Annotated in this window: 14 protein-coding genes; 11 read left to right on the forward strand and 3 right to left on the reverse strand. The window is 71.0% G+C overall.

The genetic code is table 11. The features are described 5' to 3' along the window. Nucleotides 1–19: 19 nt before the first annotated feature. The 10 genes from VZQ01_RS35750 to VZQ01_RS35795 all read left to right on the forward strand — a co-directional run bounded on the left by VZQ01_RS35750 (nucleotide 20) and on the right by VZQ01_RS35795 (nucleotide 15,954). Entirely contained in the window at nucleotides 20–2,668 is a 2,649-nt protein-coding gene (locus tag VZQ01_RS35750) for a TonB-dependent receptor plug domain-containing protein (RefSeq protein ID WP_426745882.1), read from the forward strand. A 9-nt stretch (nucleotides 2,669–2,677) separates the two neighbouring features. Further along, a complete protein-coding gene (locus VZQ01_RS35755; protein ID WP_223751629.1) occupies nucleotides 2,678–3,547 on the forward strand; it encodes a hypothetical protein in 870 nt (289 codons plus the stop codon). Continuing rightward, complete coding sequence (locus VZQ01_RS35760; protein WP_426745883.1) at nucleotides 3,540–6,746, forward strand: serine/threonine-protein kinase; 3,207 nt, start codon at nucleotides 3,540–3,542, stop codon at nucleotides 6,744–6,746. Before VZQ01_RS35755 ends, VZQ01_RS35760 begins: the two co-directional genes overlap by 8 nt. A 72-nt stretch (nucleotides 6,747–6,818) precedes the next feature. Next, a complete protein-coding gene (locus VZQ01_RS35765; protein WP_426745884.1) occupies nucleotides 6,819–9,143 on the forward strand; it encodes a lantibiotic dehydratase in 2,325 nt (774 codons plus the stop codon). Beyond that, nucleotides 9,140–10,774 carry a hypothetical protein gene (locus tag VZQ01_RS35770; protein WP_426745885.1) on the forward strand — a complete coding sequence of 545 codons (1,635 nt, stop codon included), beginning with the start codon at nucleotides 9,140–9,142 and terminating at the stop codon, nucleotides 10,772–10,774. The genes VZQ01_RS35765 and VZQ01_RS35770 overlap by 4 nt, the downstream gene beginning before the upstream one ends. Further along, a complete protein-coding gene (locus VZQ01_RS35775; protein ID WP_426745886.1) occupies nucleotides 10,771–13,071 on the forward strand; it encodes a lantibiotic dehydratase in 2,301 nt (766 codons plus the stop codon). Before VZQ01_RS35770 ends, VZQ01_RS35775 begins: the two co-directional genes overlap by 4 nt. A gap of 62 nt (nucleotides 13,072–13,133) precedes the next feature. After that, on the forward strand, nucleotides 13,134–13,568 hold the full coding sequence (locus VZQ01_RS35780; protein ID WP_223785335.1) for a hypothetical protein: 435 nt from the start codon (nucleotides 13,134–13,136) through the stop codon (nucleotides 13,566–13,568). 150 nt (nucleotides 13,569–13,718) lie between these two features. Beyond that, a complete protein-coding gene (locus VZQ01_RS35785; RefSeq protein WP_223751635.1) occupies nucleotides 13,719–14,120 on the forward strand; it encodes a hypothetical protein in 402 nt (133 codons plus the stop codon). 115 nt (nucleotides 14,121–14,235) lie between these two features. Then, complete coding sequence (locus VZQ01_RS35790; protein WP_426745887.1) at nucleotides 14,236–15,333, forward strand: NAD(P)/FAD-dependent oxidoreductase; 1,098 nt, start codon at nucleotides 14,236–14,238, stop codon at nucleotides 15,331–15,333. Nucleotides 15,334–15,390: 57 nt separating this feature from the next. After that, nucleotides 15,391–15,954, forward strand: coding sequence for a hypothetical protein (locus VZQ01_RS35795; RefSeq protein WP_223785333.1), 564 nt, complete (start codon nucleotides 15,391–15,393; stop codon nucleotides 15,952–15,954). 12 nt (nucleotides 15,955–15,966) lie between these two features. On the opposite strand, the gene VZQ01_RS35800 is transcribed toward VZQ01_RS35795, so the two are convergent. Together VZQ01_RS35800 and VZQ01_RS35805 are read right to left on the reverse strand one after the other, a co-directional pair. Further along, the gene (locus VZQ01_RS35800) at nucleotides 15,967–17,763 is read right to left on the reverse strand and encodes a tetratricopeptide repeat protein (protein ID WP_223751638.1); all 1,797 of its coding nucleotides are present in this window, start codon (nucleotides 17,761–17,763) and stop codon (nucleotides 15,967–15,969) included. 217 nt (nucleotides 17,764–17,980) lie between these two features. Further along, nucleotides 17,981–19,195: a benzoate/H(+) symporter BenE family transporter gene (locus VZQ01_RS35805; protein WP_426745888.1), complete on the reverse strand. Its 1,215-nt coding sequence runs from the start codon at nucleotides 19,193–19,195 to the stop codon at nucleotides 17,981–17,983. A gap of 383 nt (nucleotides 19,196–19,578) precedes the next feature. Between VZQ01_RS35805 and VZQ01_RS35810 the strand changes: the two genes are divergently transcribed. Further along, nucleotides 19,579–20,634, forward strand: coding sequence for a hypothetical protein (locus tag VZQ01_RS35810; protein WP_426745889.1), 1,056 nt, complete (start codon nucleotides 19,579–19,581; stop codon nucleotides 20,632–20,634). Between the two features lie 9 nt (nucleotides 20,635–20,643). Here VZQ01_RS35810 and VZQ01_RS35815 read toward each other — a convergent pair whose 3' ends face one another. Next, on the reverse strand, nucleotides 20,644–22,221 hold the full coding sequence (locus VZQ01_RS35815; RefSeq protein WP_426745890.1) for a glycosyltransferase family 2 protein: 1,578 nt from the start codon (nucleotides 22,219–22,221) through the stop codon (nucleotides 20,644–20,646). Nucleotide 22,222: the final 1 nt, after the last annotated feature.

The raw sequence follows: 22,222 nt of genomic DNA on the forward strand, positions 1-22,222 counted from the left end.
ATCCGCGGATGAGAGAACGATGCACTCGATTGTGTGTGGTGATCCGCTGCCAGGCGCGGTGCGTGCTCACGTGAAGCGCCGGGGCCTTCGCGCCTTCTTCACGGTGTCGGCCGTCCTCTGCGCGCTGGCCGTGGCCCACCCGACGGTGGCCCAGGCGCAGCAGAGCGACGCGGCCTCCGAGTCGCAGCCCAAGGTGAAGCGCAAGAAGCGCGTGGCGAACGGGACGAAGCCCGCCGCCACGACGACGAAGACGCCCGCCACCAAGCCTCCGCGCGCGACGGCGAAGAAGCCGCCCAAGACGCGCAAGCCTCCTCGTGGCACCGAGGCCGCGCCCGCCGACGCGGAGATCCCCGTGCTGGGCGGTGGCCTGGAGGACGAGCCCACCCCGACGACGGAGTCCGTGACGGCCGAGCCCCCCGTGCCCGTCGCCCCCGCCCCCACGGTGGAGTCGCATCCCCCCGCGCCGCTGCCCACGGCTCCCGTGGCGAGCCCCGGCGCGCAGCCCGGCCCCAGCATCGCGGATCCGCTCCTCTCGACGCCCGCCTCCACGCCGGGCCACGGCGCCGTGCTGCCCGCGACCAAGACCCCGCCTCCCGCGCCCGTCGCCACAGACAACGTCCCCATCAGCGCGCCCTTCGCCGAGCCCACCCTGGACCGGGCCATGCCGCCCCCGTCGGGCCTGGCCGGGCTGGATCCCCTGGGCGGCGCCGACCCGCTCGAGGAGTCCGTCAACCGCGTGCTCAGCGAGGCGGTGGTGACCACGGCCGGCAAGCGCAACCAGCGCATCGCGGACGTGCCGCTGACGGTGTCGTGGATTCCGGCCGAGGAGCTGGAGGGCACCGGCCAGTTCACGCTGTGCGAGGCCATCCAGTACTTCCCCGGCATGGAGTGCCGCCGGGGCTCCATGCGCAAGGCGGCGGTGAGCGCGCGCGGCCTGGGCTCCAACTACCTGTCCAACCGCCTGCTGCTCCTGAAGGACGGCCGCCCGCTGACGGACCCGTGGACGGGCCAGTTCTACGCGGACGAGACGACGCCCCTGGTCAACCTGAAGCAGGTGGAGGTCATCCGGGGCCCGGGCTCCTCGCTGTACGGCTCCAACGCCTTCAGCGGCGTCATCAACATCATCGAGCGGCAGCCCGCGGACCTCATCGCCCCGGGACGCAGCGTGGGCGCGGAGGCGCGCGTGCTCGCCGGCCAGGACCAGACGTGGCGGCTGCACGGCAACGTGGCCGGGCGCGGTGGCCCGGTGGAGGCGCTGCTCGGCTACTACGGCTTCGGCTCGGACGGCCCGCAGCTCTTCAATGATCCGGCCACGGGCCTGGTGGACCGCAACCAGGACTCGATGGTGCACCAGGTCAACGGCAAGGTGCGCGTGGGCCCGCTGGCGCTGGACGCGGACTTCACCGACGCGACCATCGGCCGTCCGGGCGGCTCGCACACCGGGATTTCGACGGTGGGCAACTGCGGCCGCTGCCACTACACGCCGAACGACGAGGAGTCCGTCCAGAACCTCAACGCCTCCGCGCAGGTGGACCAGCAGGTGACGGACAGCCTGCGCCTGTTCGGTCAGGTGTACGGCTTCTTCAAGCGCCGCGACGTGGTGATGGAGAACGCCTTCGGTGGCGACCCCACGCGCGCGCTGGGCAAGCGCCGGCGGCTGGGCGGCGAGGCGCGCGCCTTGTACTCGGCGGGCCCGGTGTCCGTGACGTTCGGCGGCGACGTGAAGTTCGACCAGGTCAACGTGCCCAACGTGCTGCCCGAGCTCACGATGGACGACACGAAGCAGACCATCATCGGCGGCTTCGTGGACGCGGAGTACCGCCCGCTGGAGCGCGTGGTGCTCAGCGCGGGCGCCCGCTATGACCGCTACCAGATTCCCGAGCGCGTCTGGCGCGAGCGCACGGACCAGATCTCGCCGCGCGCCAGCGTCGTCTTCCACGCGGTGCCGGAGCTGCTCACGCTGCGCACCAACTACGGCCGCGCCTTCCGCGCGCCCACGCTGGCGGAGCTCGCCATCAACCAGCAGATGTACGCCTCCACGCTGGTGGGCAACGCGGGCCTGCGGGCGGAGACGCTCGACACCTTCGAGGCCTCGGTGGACTTCTGGCCCTTCGAGCGGCGGGTGCGCCTGACGGGGACGGGCTTCTACAACGTGGCCAAGAACTTCATCAATCAGCAGCTCGTGTTCGGCTCGGTGTCGCAGTTCCGGAACATGGGTGACGCGCGCATCGCCGGCGCGGAGCTGGAGGCGGCCGCGCAGATTCCGTCCATCAACTCGTCCTTCGACGTGGCCTACCAGTTCCTCGACGCCAAGAACGTGCCCTTCGACGGCGGGGCCCGCACGCCGCTGGACTACGCGCCCACCCACCGCATCTACGCGCGCGGCCGCACCAACATCGGCAAGGTGGCCTTCGTGGAGCTCTACGCCCTCTTCGTGGGCTCGCGCTTCGACCCGGGCTTCCAGGTGGACGAGGCCACGGGCCTGCCCAGCTCCCGCGTGGAGCTGCCCAGCTACCTCACCGCCAGCGCGCGGGTGGGCTTCAACGTCTACGACGGCATCTCCGTGTCGTTCCTGGGATCCAACCTCTTCAACGCCGCCTACGAGGAGTCTCACGGCTTCCCCGTCGCGCCCCAGTCCTTCTTCAGTGAAGTCAAGGTACGCTACTAGGCACCTCGTTTGAGTACCGCACCCCACCTGGAGGCCAGTGGCCTCCTGCTGATTGCAGATGCTTCCCTGCCCGCGGCCGCGCTCGAGCAGGTGGTGCCTCTGCTGACGCAGGGTGGGGTGGGGGCCTCCGCGGAGACGTCCCCGTCGACGGGCTCGCGCGGCCTCCTGCTGTTCGACGGGGTGCTCAAGCCCGAGCACGCGCAGTGGCTGCGGCGCGAGCCTCCGGCGTTGCTGCTGGCCACGCGCGAGCGCGACGGCGGCCCGTCCATGTGGGAGGCGCTCCTGGTGGGCGCGGTCCTCAAGCCGTCCGGGACATTGCTGCCCGAGCGCGCGGAGGTGACGCGCCATCCGCTGCGCCGCGTGGCGGACATCCACGAGGCGGCCACGGCGGCCGCGGCGGCGGTGGGCGCGGCCGAGGGCAGCCGGGTGGCCGCGGGGCTGGTGGCGGACGTGGTGCATGAGATCTCCGCCAACGCGCTGCTGGATGCGCCGGTGGACGCCAAGGGCGAGCCCCGCTACGCGCACCGCCGCACCGAGGTGCGCGAGGTGGCGCCGGAGGACGCCTGCGAGCTGGTGTTCGCGGTGGAGGACGGCCGGATGTGGCTGGAGGTGGCGGACCGCTTCGGCGGGCTGCGGCCGGGGCCGTTCGCCCGGGCGCTGGACGGGTGGGGCCAGAAGGTGAAGGTGGATGCGTCCGGGGGCGGAGCGGGCCTCGGGTTGCGCCGCATCCTCGAGCATTGCGACACGGTGGCCGCGCGGGTGTGCGTCGGCCGCGAGTCTCGCGTCGTGTGCGTGGTGGACCTGGGAGACGCGCGCCGCCGCGCGACCCAGCCCAAGTCACTGCTTTTCTGTTCGCATGAGGTCAGGGCCGGTGGATAGCCAGGGTTCCAACGCCATCATCAGCCGGCTCCGTGTGGGTACCATCACCCACGTCCGGATCGCCGGCGTCATCGACGAGACCTTCCCCCTGACGTCGACCAGCCCGGAGCTCAGCGGGCTGCTGGTCGTCGACCTGGGGAGGGTGGAGCGCATCAGCTCCTTCGGCGTGCGTCGGTGGATCGAGTTCGCCGCCAAGCTGCCCCCGGGCGCGCTGGGGCTCTACGTCGTCCACGCTCCGCCCGTCGTGGTGGACCAGCTCAACATGGTGGAGGGCTTCGCGGGGGTCGCCCGCGTGCTCTCCATGCTGGCGCCGTACACGTGCCGCACCTGCAACGAAGACCGGATGCGGGTGGTGAACCTGGTCGACGAGGCGCAGGTCATCGCCGAGGAGCGCGCGCCCGAGCACGCCTGCCCCGTCTGCTCCAACCCGCTGGAGTTCGCGGACCTGCCGGACGAGTTCTTCGACTACGCGCGCCGCCAGCAGTTCGGCACCGTGGACCCGGTGGTGATGCGCTACCTGCGCGCCAGCATGCCGAAGGAGCAGCCGGACCTTCCGCAGCACCTGAAGATCGTCCAGGACGACATCACCTTCATCTCGCTGGCGAGCACGCTCAAGGGCGACCTCAACGTGCGCCGGCTCGCCTCGGGCCTGGAGGGGCGCGTCGCGTTCGACTTCAGCCACGTGAGCAAGGTGGAGCCGGAGGCCTTGCCCAAGCTGGAGCAGGTGCTGGACACCGCCGCGCAGGGCGCGCAGGTTGTGCTCTGCCGGCTGCCTCCGCCGGCGCTGGCCGTGCTGGCGCGCTCGGCCAAGCTGCTGCCCGCGAAGCTCGCCACGCTGTGGCTGCCGTGTGAGTGCCGCAGCTGCGGACAGGTGAGCCACCAGCGCATCCAGGCCAGCGCGTACCTGGCGCAGTTGCGCACGCAGCAGACGGGCCTGTCCAACGAGTGCCCCATCTGCGGCGGCGCCGCGCAGGTGCCGCACATGCCCCAGCTGCAGGGGTTCCTGGCGCGGATGCAGCTGACGGACCGGCCGCTCGAGGACATCGAGGTGCTGGAGCCGCGCGCGCTCAGCCAGTACCTGTTCGGGTCCACCAACATCGACCCGCAGGCGAACAAGGGCTCGCCCACCGACATCTCCAACTCGCTGGGCAGCACCAAGCTGAACGTCATCCGCCGGCTGGGGCAGGGCGGCATGGCGGAGGTCTTCCTCGCCAAGCAGGTCGGCGTGAAGGGCTTCGAGAAGTTCGTGGTGATGAAGAAGATCCTCCCGCAGTTCGCGCAGAACCCCGAGTTCGTGGACATGCTCTTCGCGGAGGCGCGCGCCAACGCGCGGCTGACGCATCCCAACGTCGTGCAGACCTTCGACGTGGGCGTGTCCGACGGGGTGGCGTACATCCTGATGGAGTACGTGCGCGGGCCGGACCTGAAGCGGCTGGTGAACGAGCTGCGCCGCAAGGGGCTGGCGCTGCCCCTGGAGCACGCGCTGCGAATCGTGGCGGAGGTGGCCGCGGGCCTGCACTACGCGCACGCGTACGTGGACCCGGCGGGCATTCCGCACCCGGTGGTGCACCGCGACGTCAGCCCGCACAACGTGCTCATCTCGCTGGACGGCGCCATCAAGCTCAGCGACTTCGGCATCGCCAAGGTGGCGGGCGAGGAGCACACGCAGGCGGGCGTGCTGAAGGGGAAGATTTCGTACATCTCCCCGGAGGCCGCGTCCGGGCGCACGCTGGACGCGCGCAACGACGTGTTCGCGCTGGGCGTGGTGCTCTTCGAACTGCTCACCGGACAGCTGCCGTTCCGCAGGGACCACGACGCGGCCACGCTCAACGCCATCGTGCGCGAGCCGGCGCCGGTGCCCTCGCAGCTGCGGCCCAACATCCCGCAGGACGTCTCCGACCTCATCCTCCGCGCGCTGGTGAAGGACCCGGCGCGTCGCACGGCGTCCGCCGCGGCGATGCGCGAGGAGATTGAAGCGGTGATGGCGCACCACCGCCTGAACTCGTCTCCGGCGGCGGTGGCGCAGTTCTTCAAGGACACGCTCGGGGACCGGCTGGTGGAGTACGCGCCTTCGTCCGCGACGGGGACGGGCAGCCATCCGCGCCCGGTTCCCTCCGGGAGCGGCACGGGCAGCGGCGACATGGCCGCGCCGGTGGACGGCAAGACGCCGAGGCCGGGGACGGGCAGTGGCCCGAAGCCGACGGCCTCCACCAGTGGGAGCATCCCCCGCGTGCCGGGGACGGGCAGCGGCAACGTGTCCGCGCCCCCCGTGCCCGGGACTCCGCCGCGTCCGTCTCCCATGGCCGCGCCGCCTCCGCGTCCCGCGCCGGTCGCCGCGCGTCCCGCGACGCCGCCTCCCGTGGCGCCCGTGCGTCCTCCTCCGCCTCCCGTCGCGCCCGAGCTGCCGATGCTCCCGGACCTGGACGCGGGGGACAGGACGGAGGTGGTGGTGCTCCAGCCGGGGGTAACTCCTCCCGCGGCGCCTCCGCGTCCCGTGGCGCCCGCGCCCAGGCCCTCGCAGCCGGGACACACCGCGGTGCCCACGCCGCAGCGTCCGTCGTCCGTGGGGATTCCCGCGGCGAACGTGGCGCCCAGGCCGGCTCCTTCGCCCCGTCCCTCCACGACGGCGCATCCGGTCCCGGTCGCGCCTCCCCGCGTCGAGCCCGAGGTCGAGGCCGATGGGGAGGAGCCCTCGAATGCCTCCACGTGGAAGTGGGCGGCCATCGGTGGTGGAGCGCTCCTGGTCATCGCGGTGGTGGCGCTGGTGATGCTGCGCGGCTCCGGCTCCGTGTTCGTGAACCTGTCGGAGGGCGAGCACGTGTTCGTCGGCGGTGTGCGGGTGGAGCCCGGCACGAAGACGCTCGCGGTGCCGTCCACCGGCTCGCTGCTCATCTCCACGGCGGTGGATGGCAAGCTGCGCCGGTTCGGCACGACGACGCAGCGCGAGGACATCGACGTGCGCACGCTGGCGGACGCCACGCCGCAGTCCGGGACGCGTGGGGCGCTGAGCGTGGCGACCAGCTCGCCGGGGTGTGAGGTGAAGGTGGATGGCGCGGTGCTGCCCCACCGCACGCCGGTGACGAAGTCCTCCATCGAGGCGGGCAGGGAGCTGGAGGTGGTGGTGAACTGCGCGGGGAGCGAGAGCACGCGGTGGGTGCTCGCGGTGCCTGGGCAGGAGATTGTCGTGACGGCTCGCTAAAGTCGCAGTGGCTGGCCTCGGGACCGGGCGCCTCTTGTGGGGCGTCCCTCGAGGTTGAAGGGCATGTGATCCATGAAGGGCTGGACCCTCTTCCCCCACCTCGTCGTTCGCGCGACAGGCTTCCCGTTCGACTGGCTGGAGCGGCTGGGGTGTCCGGAGTCGGCGCGATGGGCGCGCGCGCTCGAGGCGGAGCGGCGCGCCTTGGACGCGCTGCGTGCCCAGGGCCCGCGCGTGCACCGTCCTCCCCGGGAGCTGCTCTCCGCGCTCAAGGCGGGCCGCCCCGTCGATACAGAGGGGCTGGAGGCCCCCGAGCGCTTCGCGGAGTGGAACACCCGCGCCCGCGCGGCACAGGAGGCGGAGGCCGCCCTCGCGTCGGCGCTGGAGCGTGAGCTGCCGGCGGTGGAGACGCAGATGGAGGCGCTGTGCCAGGAGCCGCGCTTCCTGGAGGCGGTGGCCAGCTCCAGTCCTCCCGTGGCCAGGGACCTGCTCGCCAAGCGCGAGGGCTCGCGGCTGCGCAGGCAGGTGGCGAGCTACCTCCAGCGGCTGTGCGCGAAGAACGAGACGATGGGCTTCTTCGGCCCCATCAACTACGGCCGGGTGGATGCTCAGGCGCCCACGGGCGTGACGCTGCGCTGGTCCGGGCCCGAGACGCTGGTGGGGCGCAACACCTTCGCGGCGTCGTGGCTGGTGCAGGGGCTGGTGCGCGCGATCGCCTTCGACCCGGACATCGCCTCGTGGATGGTGCCGCGACGCAAGGCCTTCGCGGAGATGCCCGCGCGCAAGGCGGGGCCGACGCCGGAGAGCGCGGAGGAGCTGCTGCCGCGAATCGTGGAGCTGGCGGATGGGACGCGCACGCTGGCGGCGCTCGCGTCCTCACTCGGCGTGGCGCCCGGCATGGCGCGCGAGGCGCTGCGGCTCGGCTGTGACAAGGCGCTGCTCACGCATCAGCTCGAGGTCCCGTCCGCCGTGCATCACCCGGTGGACGACCTGGCCCAGCGGGTCGCCGCGCTGCCGGGCGCGGGCGCGCGTCGTCACGTCGAGGGGCTGAGCACGCTGCTGGAGCTGATGGGGCGCTACGGGGCGGCCGACGCGAGCGGGAAGATGGCGCTCCAGGACGCCTTCGCGCGCAAGGCGAAGGAGCTGTGGGGCGTGGCGCCACCGATGGAGCGCGGCCCCGCGTCCGAGTCCCACAACTTCTACCAGGACCGTCTCCCGCTGCGGGAGGAGTGCGGCGGAGACCTGCGGCTGGAGGTCGGCGGTGAGCGCGCGCGGGAGCTGGGCGCGCGCCTGGAGCCGGCGCTGGCGTGGATGGCGGAGGCGGCGTGGCGCACGCGTGACGCGGCCCGTGAGGCGGTGGCTCGCAAGGTGGGCTCGCGCACGGTGCCCTTCTGGAAGGTGGCGGCCGCCGCCGCGGACCTGCCCGTGCCGCTGGACACGACGGTGGCGGAGCTGCTCGCGAAGTCCATTCCCGACGCGGCCGCCCGGTCCGTCGAGCTGGGCGCGGTGGAGCGCCCCTCGTGGGACACTGGGAGGACCCTGCCACTCGTCACCTCCGTGGACCTGCTGGTGGGCGCCACGGACGTGGAGGCGTGGGGCCGGGGCGAGTACACGCTGGTGATGGGAGACATCCACGACACCGCGCTCGTGTGGGGCTGGGCGCTCCAGTTCCATCCGTCGCGCGCGAAGGTGGAGAGCGAGATGGTGCGCGCGCTCGGGGCGCTGTCTCGCTCCGTGCCGTTGGTGACCGTGTTGCCGTCGCGGCGCACGGGGTTGTTGCCCTCCGAGTTCCCGGGGCCGGTGGTGGAGCTGGGCGGCGTGAGCTCCCATGCCTCCGCGTGGCGAATCCCCCTGGATGACCTGTTCGTCGAGAGCGATGGCAAGAGCGCGCGGCTGGTGTCGAAGCGGCTGGGCTCCGAGGTCTGCCTCTACAACGGTGAGCTGGAGAGCGCGGTGCACACGGCGTTCTCGCTGCCTCGCATCCGCCCCTTGAAGGTGTCCCTGGGAGAGCACACGCCCCGAGTGACGCTCGGTGGCGTGGTGGTGCAGCGCGAGCAGTGGAAGCTGGACGCGGCGGCGTGTGAGGCGCTGCTGGCGTGCAAGGACGACCGCGCGAGGCTGCGTGTCGCCGCGGGCCTGTGGGACGCGCGGGGGCTTCCTCCGTGTGTCTTCGCGAAGTTCAAGGGCGAGCGCAAGCCGGTGCTGGTGGATGTGCGCAGTCCGCCGCTGCTGCGCGTCTTCCTCAACCTGCTGGAGCAGAAGGAGGAGGTCCTCCTCTCGGAGATGCTGCCCGGGCCGGAGCAGCTCTGGCTGCGAGGGCCCTCGGGCCGCCACACGGTGGAGCTGCGCTGCACGCTGATGTCGGGGTCTCCCTCCGTCTCGCGGGAGGAGGAGCGATGAAGTGGCTGGTGCTGCCTCCACACCGGGACGTGACGCTCGTGCCCGAGGTCCCGGAGGGGTGGCACCTGTTGGACCTGGCGAGGGACTTCACCCGTCGGGTCTTCTCCGCCGGGTCCGTGGAAGCGGCGTGTCTGACGCGCGAGTCGTCGCCACCGTCGGCCCAGACGATGCGCGAGCTGCTCCTGCTGCGGGCCGCGCAGGGCCTGCGTGAACGAGGCGCTCTGTCGGAGCTGCGCGCGCTGGGCGCGGTGCTGACGGCCATCTCCGGCTCGCCGCACGGTGTGCACCTGCGGCTCGATGACGTGGAGCTGGAGTCCGGGACGACGGAGCGGAGCGCGGACGTGCAGCGCGTGTCGGGGATGCCCTCGCCGTTCTCGGATGACGTGGCGGCGGTGCTCGCTCGGTTCGAGGATGCGCGGTGCGTTCGTCTGTGGCTGGAGCGAGACCTCCAGCTCCCGGCCGCCGTGTCCCTGGCGCAGGCGTGCCCGGCGCACGTGGCCCTGGAGGTCGCGGGGCCCTTTGCCTCGACGCATCGCAAGGTGCTGGCGCGGATGCCTGCCTTCCGGCGGGCCACGTTCCCGGAGCAGGTCCCCGCGTTGCGTTGGCGTGTGCGCCCGCTGTCCGGCGACACGAGCGTCGAGGACCTCGTGTGGATCTCCGATGGGCTCGGGCTGGAGGTCCTGGCTCCGTCTCCGTGGGGTGATGACCAGGACTGGGCGGTGATGGAGCCCGACAGCGCGAGGCCGGAGTCCGGACCCGAGCAGGGTTGGCTCGGTCGGTGCTCGTTGGACGACGTGCGCGCGTACACAGGGGGCGCGCGGTGGGCGGGGCATGTCTCGCTCGGCTCGCTCCTGGCCGCGGACGCGCTCGTGGAGAGCGGCTGTCATACGGTGGTGGTGGGGTTCTGCGGCCTCGCGAGCGGTCGCGTGGTCGACCCCGACCACGGCTTCATCCCGGTGGAGCTCCTGGTCCAGGGCTACCAACGACTGAAGGCCGCGGGCGTGCGCGTCGTCGCGGAGTGGTGGGTCGGCGCGCCGGGTGTGGACGAGGCGGCGCTGGACGCCACGCTGGCCGCGCTGGAGGGCTCACGCTTCTTCGACCACCTCGCCGGCGTGCGCCCGTTCCATGCGTCGGTGGAGCGCATCGCGCGGGTCCGCAACCCGGCGCGCTGGTGGGGACAGCCCGGAGACGCTCCGGCGGACCGCGATCTGTCGCGCAGTCGCCCCGTCGAGAGGCCAGGCACGATTCCCAGTGCGCGTCTGCCCGGGGTCCTCACGTCGCTGGCGAGCCGGCTGATGACTCGGGCTCCGCTCAGCCCAGGCCGTGTCGCGGCGGCCTTCCTGCTCGCACCGCCAGGCCTCGAGGGCGCCACGCACGTCCGTCTGGACGTGGACTGCGCGGTGGTGCACCTGCCCGCCACGCTCGAAGGGGCGCCGAAGCCTTCCTGGTACGCGGCGAACCTGCGCACGGGTGGGGTGGTCGCGATGGATGCGCGCCTCGCGCCGGTGCTGGCCCGATTGACCGCGCCCACCGACGTGGCGACCGCGTTGCCCCAGGTGCCGGAAGCGCAGCGCGCGAAGCTGGTGGAGATGTTGGTGACGAAGTCCATCCTGGAGAGGACGCACGGATGAGCGGACGCTGGACCTTGGGCGAGGTGTTCGTGCTCCGTCATGCCGGCTTCCCCTTCGACTGGCTGGAGTCGCTCGGGTTCTCCACCGCGCTGGTGGACGAAGCGAACCGATGGCTCGCGGATGAGCAGGCACTCCTGCATGCGCTGAGCGCGGAGGGCAGCCCCGTCAAGGCTCCCGTCCTCCGGGCGCTGCTCGAGAACGACACGGCGCCGCGTTGGGCGCCCGCGGGCTCGGAGCGCTTCGCCGCGCTGTCGCGCCTGCGCGCCGCGTACAAGTCCCTCCAGGAGCGCCATGCCCAGGAGCGCTCGGAGCTGCGCTCGAGGCTGCGCGAGCGCGCGGCGGAGCCCTCCATCCAGGAGGCGGTGTTCCTCTCCAGCCCCGCGATGTTCGACAACGTCTGGGCGCGCTACCTGCGCGGCGGTGAGCGCAGGGACACGTCCGACGGGCGCCGGGTGGAGCGACAGGTCTACACGTACCTCCAGCGCTTCTGCGCCAAGAACGAGACCACGAGCTTCTTCGGTCCCATCTCCTACGGCGAGCGCACGGACGAAGACGGGTTCGACGTGCGCACCGTCGGGAGCGGTGACACGAGCCGACGCACGTTCTTCTCCTTCTGGGCGGTGACGGAGCTGGCGCGCGCGGTGGGCCGTGAGCGCACGCTGCGGCCCCATCTCCCGTTGCGCCTCAACCCGCTCTTCACGGTGTCCCCCGGCCGCGCCGCCTGCGAGGTGTTGAAGCTGGAGGTGCCGCTCTCCGAGAGCGCCGAACGCCTGCTGTCCGTGCTCCGCGAGCATCCGACCCCCGCCGCCGCCGCGAAGGTGCTGGGCATCGCGGTGGAGGACGCCGAGCGCGCCGCGCTACCCCTGGTGAAGGGTGCGCTGCTGCTCTGGGGACTGCCATTCCGCCCCAACGACTTCGCGACCTTCGAGAGCGTGCGGGACGCCGTCGCCGCGCTGCCCGAGCTGGAGGCGCGCTCGCGTTGGTTGGAGCGCCTGGACACGCTGTCGCGACTGAAGGCCGAGTTCCAGGTCGCGGACCTGACCCGCCGCAAGGTGCTGCTCCTCGAACTGGAGGCGTGCTTCACGGAGGCCACCGGCAAGCCAGCCCGACGCGGTGACGGTCAGGTGTACGCGGACCGGCTCATCCTCTACGAGGAGGCCAGCTCTCCGTTCCGTCTGCGCTTCGGCCGCCGCTTCACCGAGGAGCTCGAATCCGCGCTGAGCGGCCCGCTCGAGCTCTCGGCCGCCTATGGCGAGCGCGTCCAGCAGGGCTTCCGCGAGCAGGTGCGCGAGGCACTCGGCACGGACGAGCGTCCGGTGGACCTGCTCGACTACGCGGTGCGACTGCGCCCGGACCAGGTGACGGGCAGCCGCTTCTCACCGGTGCCCCCGGTGCTGCTGGACGAGTCACCCGAGCGCGCGCGCACGTTGCCGGTGGACTTCCTCGGCACGTCCACGCCGGGAGGCCGCTACGCGTTGCCGGATGTCTGCCTCGCCGCGAAGGGGGCCGGCGCGGGCTTCGAGGTGATGCTCGCGCGAGTGCATCACCACCTGCTCCTGCGAAGCTGGCTGAGCGCGTTCTTCCCGTCGAAGGAGCGCTACTCGGCGGTGGCTTCGCGCTGGTTGGAGTCGGACCCGTCCGCGCGCGGACTCGTGGGCCTGTCCATCCGCCGTCGCAACAAGGGCTTCTATGTCTTCCCGGGCCGGCGGCTCGTCTACTCGGTGTCGGACGTGCTGGACGTCGAGGACGGCGCGCTCACGCCGGGCGACGTGAAGGTCCTGCCCACGTCCAAGGGCCCCGTGCTCGTGGACGGGAAGGGTGAGCGGCTGCACCTGTACCTGCCGCTGGATGACTTCTCTTCCTACCCGCCCTTCGCCGCGCTGGCGCATCCCCAGGTGCTCCATGCGCCGCTGCGCACGCGGGGACAACACCTGCCTCGGCTGAGCATCGGCGGCGCGGTGTACCAGCGCGAGCGCTGGGAGTTGTCCTCCGAGCACCTCGCGCGTCCCTCGGGCTTCGAGCTGTTCCTCGCCGTGCAGCGTGAGCGCCAGGCGCGCGGCTGGCCTCGCTTCGTGTTCATGCGCAGCACGAAGGAGCGCAAGCCCTACCTCATCGACACCGCGAGCCCGTTCGCGTTGGACCTGCTCTCGCACCTGGCCCGCGAGGCCGAGCGGCTCTCCGTGGAGGAGATGTACCCGGCCCCCGAGCAGCTCTGGCTCCGGGACGAGCGGGGCCGCTACACCTGTGAGCTGCGCATGCAGTTCACCCGCTGGAGCGAAGGCGCCTCGCCGCTTTGACATCCGAGCCGCGTCCGCGAACAGAATGCGCCCGAGGTTCAGCGCACCACCCTGGAGAGGTCATGGCTGGAGAGAACACCGTCGTTCCGGAGCCCCGGAAGCTCAAGCGCCCCGTGGAGGAGATTCGCGCGGAGCTGCTCGCGGACGCTGACGTGAAGGAGCAGGCGCGGATGCTCCAGATTCCGGTGGAGGCCTACGTCGAGAAGATCATCGGCTACAAGCTGCACCCCGAAAAGCCGATGCCGCTGGAGATCACCCTCGACCACGAGCTCAAGGCCAAGGACCCCAAGGCCGCCACCGTCGAGGAGATCCAGGGCCACCTCGACAAGCTCATCAGCGGCGAGGTCATCATCAGCCGCGCCCAGCAGCGCGACGGCTTCAGCTCCGACAAGGGCGATGAGCGCTACAAGGCCGCGCTGGCCTCGGACGCGGTCCTCACCGGCGCCCCCGAGTCCCGGGGCGCCCCGACCCCACCTCGCGACCCGAAGAAGGGCTGAGCCCCGCAACCACTCGGAATCACTGGGCCTGACGGGGCTCTCCCGGATTTGTTCCGGATCCACGGAACTTTGTGGGCGCCCGTCCGATAACTCCACTGTCAGGCTTACTTTCGGCGGACGCTGCGCGACGCCGGCACGCGAGAGGCAATCATGGGGCTCTTCAAGAACGTTCTCGGCAAGGCGCTGGACATCCTCAAGCCGGCGCTCACGGCCATCAACCCGGCCCTGGGCATCGCGGCGGGCTTCGTCAGCGGGCTGATGAAGGGCGAGAACCCGCTCCAGGCGGGCCTGGGCGCGGCCATGGACCTCTTCCCCGGCGCGAGCGTGGCGAAGAACCTGCTCAACAAGTTCCCGGGCAGCAACTTCCTCGAGGGCATGGGAGGCAACAGCCTCGTGAGCGGTCTGCTCGACAAGATGGGCGGCAAGAACCAGATCACCGACCTGCTCTCGGACGTGATGAAGGCGAACGAGAAGGGCGGCCTGTCGGAGCAGAGCCTGCGCAACGCGGCAGAGCTGTTCGCCAAGCGCATGGCCGAGGCGACGCCGTCCTGATTCGGGCTTCCATTCAGTAGCCCTCCCCCCCCGGGCGCCGTCCCCTCGATACAGGGGCGGCGCCCTTCGTGTATTCAGGGAGCGACATCTCGCTGCACACCGGTGGGTCTGACGGATGGGTTTCAGCTCGGAGGTCCTGATTCTCGGCGCGGGCGTGGTGGGGCTGTCGGCCGCGCGGCGGCTGGCCGCGCTCGGCGCGCGCGTGACGGTGTTGGACGCGGTGGACCCGGGAGGCCGGGGCTCTCGCGCGGCGGCGGGTGTGGCGATTCCCTCCGTGCGCCTCCACGACGACGCGGACATGCTGGCCTTCGCGCGCGGCGGCAGGGATGCGCTGGTGGCCGAGCTGGACTCGCTCCCCGAGGGCGCGCTGCTCCGCCGCGGACAGGGCATCCTCCGCATCGCCGCCGATACCAAGGGCCGCGACGCGCTCGCCGAGCGGGCCGGGAAACATCCCGAGGAGCTGGGCACGTGGGTGGACGCCGCGCGCCTGGTGGAGCTGGAGCCCGCGCTGGAGGGAACGCCGCTGTTGGGGGCCTTCGAGTCGTCGCGTGGCCACATGGTGGACACGGAGGGCTACGTCAACGCGCTGCTGAACGCTGCGGCTCGCGCGGGTGTTCGACTGCGGCTCGGTGAGTCGGCGCGCGCGGTGGAGGAGACCTCCGACGCCGTGGTGCTGCGCACGGACCGCGAGACGCTGCGCGCGGACCAGCTCCTCGTGAGCGCGGGGCCGTGGTCCTCGACACTCGCGGGCCTGCCTCCGCTGCCGCTCAAGCCGGTGCGAGGGCAGATGATGGTGGTGCACCAGCCAGGGCTCTGCCTGTCGCGGGTCGTGTCCGGGCCGACGTACCTGGCGCCGTGGCGCGCGGGCGAGCTGGTGGTGGGGGCCACGGAGGAGGACGTCGGCTTCGTGGAGAACGTGACGCCCACGGGCCTCCTTCACCTGAGCGCCACGGTGGCGAAGCTGGCGCCGCGTCTGCGCGAGGCTCGCTTCGTGCGGGCCTGGGCCGGGCTGCGCGCGGTGACGCCGGATGGTCGTCCGTACCTGGGGCGCTACCCGAACACGCGGCGCACGTTCGTGGCCACGGGGTTGGGCGGGCAGGGGATTCTCACCGGCGCCCACGCGGCGGCGCTGGTGGTGGAGCAGGTGGCGTCGGGGCGCGAGGCGCCGTTCCCGCCTGCCCGGGCCCTGGGGCCGGGCGAGGGACGCGGCTGACATCTTTGCTGGGAAACACCGTCTCTGGGCCGGAATGCAGTGGGTGGGGAATCCGACATGCGTGACGAAGTGTCTCGAGGAAAGACGTACCTGCGCGTCCCGTTGCTGTTGGTGACGGCCGTGCTCTCCATGGGCAGCGGCATGGGCAACCCGGGCTGCGACAGCGGGGATGACGACGTCGACGTCATCGCGCCCGAGGAGTGTGAGTCCGGCTGCGCCATCAGCGGCGCCTACGTGTTCCGCTTCCAGGACACCACGCCGTTCAGCGCTGACTGCGGTCAGGTGGGCGTGTCGTTGCCGGAGGGTGAGCGGGTCGTCGTCGTCCAGAACGGACGCGAGGTGGACATCAAGGGCACGCTGGGAGAGGTCTCGCTCACGGGCTCGCACTACGAGACGAGCGAAGGCAAACACCTCGTGCTGAGGGCGGTGGTGGAGCTGCGTCGCCGCGAGGGCCCTCCCACCGAGCTGCTCTATCTCATCGAAGGCGTGTTCGCCGAACCCCCCGAGCGCCTCGATGCACCGGCCTCCTTCTCCGGGACGTTCAATGCCAGCCACGTGAAGACGATGGATGGCGACCCGGAGTGCCGCGTGGTGCGCCGCTTCACGGCGACGCGCCAGTGACGCGTCGGTGTCTCAGTAGAGGCTGACCGAGTCGAAAGGCCGGTTCAGCTTCGTGCGAGGGCGGGGCAGCAGCGCGTGCACCGCCTTCGCGTCCGACCTCGTGAGGGCGTCCACCAGGGCCTGGGTCTCCTTGGGCCAGGTGGTGCTGGCCCGGGCGCAGCGCAGGGCCTCGGACCAATCCTCGCGTCCCGCCGCGAGCGACAGCCCCGCCAGGCTCTCCGCCGCCTTCAGGGGCTCGCCAATCTCGCGGGCGTGCTGCTCGGCGCGGGCGAACCACTCCACCGCCTGCTCCATGCGTCCGTCGTCCAGGAACAGGCGGCCCAGCTCCGCCGCGATGACCTGACGGTGGAACGAGTCGCGCAGGGCCTCCGCGCTGGCATAGGCCTGCTGGAAGTGGTCCACGGCCTCGTCACGCTGGCCCGCCGCGAACTCCAGGCCCGCGAGTCGGTAGCGGTGGTGCTTGGAGAAGTTGACGCCCCAGCGCTCGCTGATGCCCTCGAAGCGCCGCCACGTGCCGATGGCGTCCGCGAACTGCCGCGCGGATTCCTGCAGGTAGCTGGCATTGGAGATGAGGTTGATCTTCAGGTGCGTGGCGCTCGCGTCGTGCAAATCACCCACGCAGCGCATGGCGAGCTTCTCCTCCACCAGCGCCTTGTCGAGCTTGCGCTCCTGGAACCAGGTCAGCGCGCACACGTTGCGCAGCCAGCCCTCCTGGAGCGCGCGGTCCGGCGCGGTGGAGCGGCCGAGCTCCGCGAGCCCCGCCTCCACCTCCGCGCGGGCATTGGGGAGCTGTCCGAAGCGCTTGGTGAGCGTCAACGCGCGGAACATGTGCAGCCGCGCGCGCAGCTCGGGAGGCAGTCGGCACTCGAGCCCGCGGCCGAACGCGGCCATGGCCTCGTCGTGCGAGCCGGTGAAGACATGCACCACGCCCATGCACCGGTGGAGCAGGGCCTTCAGCTCGTCCTCGTCGCCCAGGCTCGCGCGGTCGATTTCGATGGCCGGCGTGGTGAAGCCCGTATCGAGCGCCTCCCAGGCCTGGACCACGCGCCCGGGGAAGTTCGGCTCGGACGTGGACTCGAGCAGCGACAGGCCGTGCTCGGCGGCGAGCAGCGCGCCCTCGTAGTTCGTGGTGAAGAAGCAGCTGCGGATGGCGAGGATGGCCGCGGCGACGCGCGCCTCGCGCGACTCCGACTCGTCCACCACGAGCCGCAGGTAGCGGCCCTCCAGGTCCACCGCGGGCTCCAGCTCGCGCGAGGACACGGGGCCCGGGCCGGAGGCGTGGGGGACGCGCATGCGGTCGCACAGCGAGTCGAGATAGGCCTGCCGGCGGGACTCGAAGGCGGCGGCGCCATGGGGACGTCGCATCCGCCAGCCGGTGAGCAGGAGGGTGCCGTCCAGGCCCTCCAGCCGGGCCCACTCGGCGGCGCGCATGACGGCGCGCAGGCTGACCAGGTCACACTCGCCCGCGCCATGGAGTACGAGCGGGCGGCCGCTGGCGCGCAGCGTCTCCACGAGGGTCCGCGCGGCCACGGTGAGAATCCAGAACGTCTGTTCGGATTCACGGTGGAGCCGTCGCTCGGACGGGGACAGCGCCAGGTCCTCGAGCGCGGGGACGCCCTGCGTCGTGCCCGGGAACAGCCGGTTCCACTCGGAGGGGTGGGCGGCGGCGATGGCGCGGTGGACGTCGGGGGCCGCGTCCTCACAGGCCTTGAGGACCTTGCGCAGGCCGCCGAAGGCGGTGGGCAGCGCCACGCCGACGTCGACTTCGATGGCGCGGGAGGGGAGGGCGGAGGGGACTCCCTGTTCCACGGACACTGCGAAGGCAAGACCAGGTCGGGCGCTCACGCTGGGGGGGGGCCTCGAGAGGGGGACGACTGCGGACGACTCGAGGCGTACTTTCACATTCTCCAAGCAACCGAGCAATCCGGGGTCCCCGTAATTCACCCGGGGCGGAACGACCAGGTGTCTTCAGCGATGTATCACGCGGCGCGCCATGTGTCGGGGAAGGCGGGCGCGCGGGGGATTCCTAGCGTCGCCAGTTGACGACGGTGGAGGTGGCGAGACCCAGGACCAGGGCCCAGAAGGCGGCGCCGACGCCGAACAGGGAGACATTGGACAGGGCGACCAGGAAGGTGACGACAGCACCCTCGCGATGGCGCTCGCTGCTCATGGCCGTGGACAGGCTGTTGGCGATGGTGCCGAACAGGGCCATGCCGGCGATGGCGAGGACGAGCTCGCGGGGGAAGGCGGTGAAGAGGGTGACGAAGGTCGCTCCGGCCAGGCCCGCCAGGAGGTAGAGGACGCCGGAGACGACGCCGCCGGCATAACGCTTGGAAGGGTCCTCGTGGGCTTCCTTGCCGGTGCAGATGGCGGCGGTGATGGCGGCGAGGTTGAGCGCGAAGCCGCCGAAGGGGGCGAGCACCATCGTCGCGAGGCCCGTGGTGGTGATGATGGGCGAGATGGGCGTGGCGTAGCCGGACGCGCGCAGCACCGCGACGCCGGGGACGTTCTGGGACGCCATGGTCACGATGAAGAGCGGCACGCCGACGCCGAGCAGCGCGTGCCAGGAGAACGTCGGAGCGGTGAAGACGGGCGTGGCCCAGGCGAAGTGGAGCTCGGAGAAGCGCATCAATCCCGAGGCCCAGGCCACGCACGAGCCGAGCCCGAGGACGACGAGGATGGCGTAGCGGGGCCACAGGCGCTTGCCGAGCACGTAGGCGCCCAGCATGACGGCGACGAGCAGGAGCCGTGTCTTCATGGACACGAAGACGTCCAGGCCGAAGCGGGCGAGGATTCCGGCGAGCATCGCGGCGGTGAGGGGGAGCGAGATGTGGCCGAGGGCCCGCTCGAACCAGCCGGTGACGCCGAAGAGGGTGATGAGCGCGCCGCAGAAGAGGAACACGCCGATGGCGTCGGACATCGGCAGGCCGACGAGGCTGGTGGCGAGCAGCGCCGCGCCGGGGGTGGACCACCCGGTGAGGACGGGCGCGCGGTAGCGCAGGGACAGGCCGATGGTGGTCGCGGCGATGCCGAGACCGAGGGCGCCCATCCAGGAGCTCATCTGCGCGGGCGTCGCACCCGCGGCCTCCGCGGCCTGGAAGATGAGGGCGCCCGTGCTCGAGAAGGCCACGAGCACCGTGACGAAGCCCGCGGACAGCGTGGAGCCCGTGAAGGCGGGCGCGGTTCCGCCGGTCAGCAGTTGACTGGCTTCAGCGGACGGTGTGACGGCGTGCTGTTTCATCCACTCGCCACCGTATGCCCGCGCGAGCGGTACAGAACAGGGGGCGCCGAAGCCAGTACAGAAGCCACGTCGCTGGACGTGTCTCGGATGTGAGGGTTTGATTGGGTGCCACGGGTTGGAATGTCTGGGTGAGCTGTCCTGCCTGGACCCTTGCTGGTCGCTCGTCCAGAGGAGCACGTTCACGCAATCAACAGTCAGAGGGCCCCTCGCCACCCCCACTGGTTTTTCCCGAGGCCCATTCTTACCTGCACTCACAGTCAAGTTGGATGAAGGGTGGGGCGAACGTGAAGGTGGGTAACAGAGGGCAGGGGTTCTTCGGCGTGGGGCTTCTCGTGGGCTGGATGGGATTTGCTTCCCCAGCATTGGCGGCGGAGGGGTGCGAGGTGGTCCCGGTCATCCAACCGGAAGCGCTCGCGGCCTGGAAGTACGCGACGCAGGCGACAGCGACTTACGGTTCGTGTGATTCCTCGGCGGTGGATGGTGCGGGCAACATCATCATGACCCAGATGCCCGAGAATCTCATGTCGATGGGGTTCAAGGTGTTGCGTCCCGACGGCAGCGATTTGTGGAGCGGCGGCGTCTCGAATGCGAACACCATGCAGTTGCTCGGTCAGTCGCAGGGGTTCCTGGGGCGGAGCTACCACCCGTTCGAGGACCTCTCGTGGCTGATGTTCCTCGACAATGTCAACCGGCAGGTCGCGGTCCGTTCGGAGCCGTCGACGGGGCTTCTGTGGGGCGCGGAGAACCCCGTGGGAGGCCTGCATGAAATGGGGGAGGACAAGACCGTCCGGGCCTACAGCGACGTCGGGCAGCTTCGCTGGAGCACGTCATTGGCCACGGTCCTGAGTGGCGCGCCGCACGTGGTGGGCGTGAACACGGAGGGCCACACGCTGGTGCTGTCCATCACGCAGACGTCCTCGGGGGCGGCGGAGGTGGAGGGTGTCTGGGTGGACAGCGCGGGGCAGCCTGGCGCTTCGTTCTCCGCGCTCACGCTGCCGAATCCACCACAGTACGCGCATTTCACGCTCGTGCCCCTGCTGCAGGGCGGTCTGCTGCTGAGCGCCCAGAGCTATCTCGGCAAGACGTGGGTGGCCTCCTTCGGTTCCCTGCAGACGTCGGCGGGTCCCGTCCCGGGCTGGCTTTCGAATGGGGATACGAGCCCGTTCGCGCTGCTTCCGGGGGGGAGGGGTTACCTCCGGTGGGGGACGGTGAATGAGGACCCCTCGGGTTGCCAGTTCGAGGCCCGGCTCACAGCGCCCTCCGGCGAGTCCTGCGGCACGGTGCGCCTGCCGAGCACGGGGATGGGGGATTCCTGTTTCATGGTCAGCGTGGGCCGGGACGGGACGGTCGTCGAGAGCCTGCCGTCCATCTACGTCAGTGAGAGCCACAGGCCGTATTCCATCTGCCGCGCCCGGTGGTGGCCCGCCTTGTTCCACTGAACCGGGCGGTCACGCTTCCTCGATGGCTCCCGCCCGAAAGAGGTCGAACGCCTCGCCCATCAACATCCGCACGGTGTCGGTGGGGTGGGGGAACCAGTAGGGCTGGTGGACCTGCTTCGGGGCCACATTCGCCTCGTGGATGCGCGCGACATAGAAGCTCGGGTCCTGGAGCACCTGGACCCGAGGCGTCACCGCGCCCCAGAGGAAGCGCGCGTCTTCTCCGACCTGGATGTCCGCGAACGGATTGCGCTGCCAGAACGCCTTCACGTAACACATCGTCCCGCCGGCAACCCAGGGGCGATGACCCCGGGGATAGACATACTGCCAGGACTGTCCCGTGGACGGCTGATGATAATAGACACGCGTCAGTCCATTCACATCCGCGCCTGAGTCGAGCAGGGACGTGACCTGATATCGAAGCCGCCGAGGCGCGAGCCAATCATCGTCATCCCAGTGGACGATGACCTCCGCTCGCGCCGCCTCGCAGGCGAGGTTCCGCTTCGCCCCCACGGAGTGGCGCCCCTCCAATCGCACGTACCGGATGCTCGGCAAGTCCGGTAGCAGGTCCGCGACAGGCTCGCTGCCGTCATCGACCACGATGAGCTCCTTCTCCGCCCAGTCCTGGGAAAGGAACCAGCGCACCGCCAACGGCACGAACCTCCGCCGGTTGAACGTCGGCATGATGCAGGACACCGTCGGACGCGACGTGATGACCGGTGCCCGCTGGGGCTCCTCGACAACCGGCTCCGGGGCCTCCTTCTCGGGCGGACGCTCGTAGCCACCGAACCGCGCCCGCACGTGCGCGCGCAGCGGGTCCTCCAGCCGACGTGGAATCGGGTGCGCCCAATACGCGCGAGGCGCGTCCATCGCGGCGTCGAGCTGCGCGGTCGAGTACTCGACCCGGTACTTCACCCACTCGTAGTCACACGGGCTCGTGAGGACGCGATGACCCAGGAGCGCGGCGAGCGTGGGGAACAGCACCTCCTCCGATGCCCAGATGCGCGAGCGTCGCAGGATGTCCCGGAGCTGCTCATCCCGCTCCCACAGCGCGACGAGGTCCCGAGCGGCGTCCACCGTGAACACCGTCGACGGCCAGAACGTCCAGTGGACGAACTGCGACTCCCCATTCACGAACTTCCGGAGGAACGGCCTCCACAAATCCACCTCGCGCCGAGCCTCGACCGCCGGAGCCGCCCGCGGCCCAGGTCCATGTGGCGCCTGCACATTCCCCAGGAGCCCCGCCCCGGGATTCGCCGCCAGGAAACCCCGCAGGTGCTCCGAGTACCCAGGTCGCAACCCGAGCTGGTCCGAGTCGACGATGGTCATCGCCTCGAACGGATGGCTCTCCAGCGCGAAGCGGAAACAGTCGAGCGCGAAGTCATGCAGCCATCCCCACTTCATCGGCCGCGGAGCCGGATGGACCACCGTGTTGAAGCGCTCGAAACAGAGCCCGTCGAACAGTCCCGGATGCTTCCCGCCGTTGTAGAGCAGGATGAGCGAGTCTGGGTCCAGGTGATGGAGGTTGCGCACCAGGTCCATGACGCAGTCGGGTCGCTCGTGGACCAGGCACGCGAAGATGTTCCGCATC

The sequence above is a fragment of the Myxococcus faecalis genome (assembly GCF_050039385.1).
GTDB lineage: Bacteria > Myxococcota > Myxococcia > Myxococcales > Myxococcaceae > Myxococcus > Myxococcus fulvus.

Bases quoted from the DNA above. Each gene is read 5' to 3' on its own strand.
- VZQ01_RS35750 (WP_426745882.1), top strand. From the start codon at position 20: ATGCACTCGATTGTGTGTGGTGATCCGCTGCCAGGCGCGGTGCGTGCT.
- VZQ01_RS35765 (WP_426745884.1), top strand. From the start codon at position 6,819: ATGAAGGGCTGGACCCTCTTCCCCCACCTCGTCGTTCGCGCGACAGGC.
- VZQ01_RS35770 (WP_426745885.1), top strand. From the start codon at position 9,140: ATGAAGTGGCTGGTGCTGCCTCCACACCGGGACGTGACGCTCGTGCCC.
- VZQ01_RS35775 (WP_426745886.1), top strand. From the start codon at position 10,771: ATGAGCGGACGCTGGACCTTGGGCGAGGTGTTCGTGCTCCGTCATGCC.
- VZQ01_RS35780 (WP_223785335.1), top strand. From the start codon at position 13,134: ATGGCTGGAGAGAACACCGTCGTTCCGGAGCCCCGGAAGCTCAAGCGC.
- VZQ01_RS35785 (WP_223751635.1), top strand. From the start codon at position 13,719: ATGGGGCTCTTCAAGAACGTTCTCGGCAAGGCGCTGGACATCCTCAAG.
- VZQ01_RS35790 (WP_426745887.1), top strand. From the start codon at position 14,236: ATGGGTTTCAGCTCGGAGGTCCTGATTCTCGGCGCGGGCGTGGTGGGG.
- VZQ01_RS35795 (WP_223785333.1), top strand. From the start codon at position 15,391: ATGCGTGACGAAGTGTCTCGAGGAAAGACGTACCTGCGCGTCCCGTTG.
- VZQ01_RS35805 (WP_426745888.1), bottom strand. From the start codon at position 19,195: ATGAAACAGCACGCCGTCACACCGTCCGCTGAAGCCAGTCAACTGCTG.
- VZQ01_RS35815 (WP_426745890.1), bottom strand. From the start codon at position 22,221: ATGCGGAACATCTTCGCGTGCCTGGTCCACGAGCGACCCGACTGCGTC.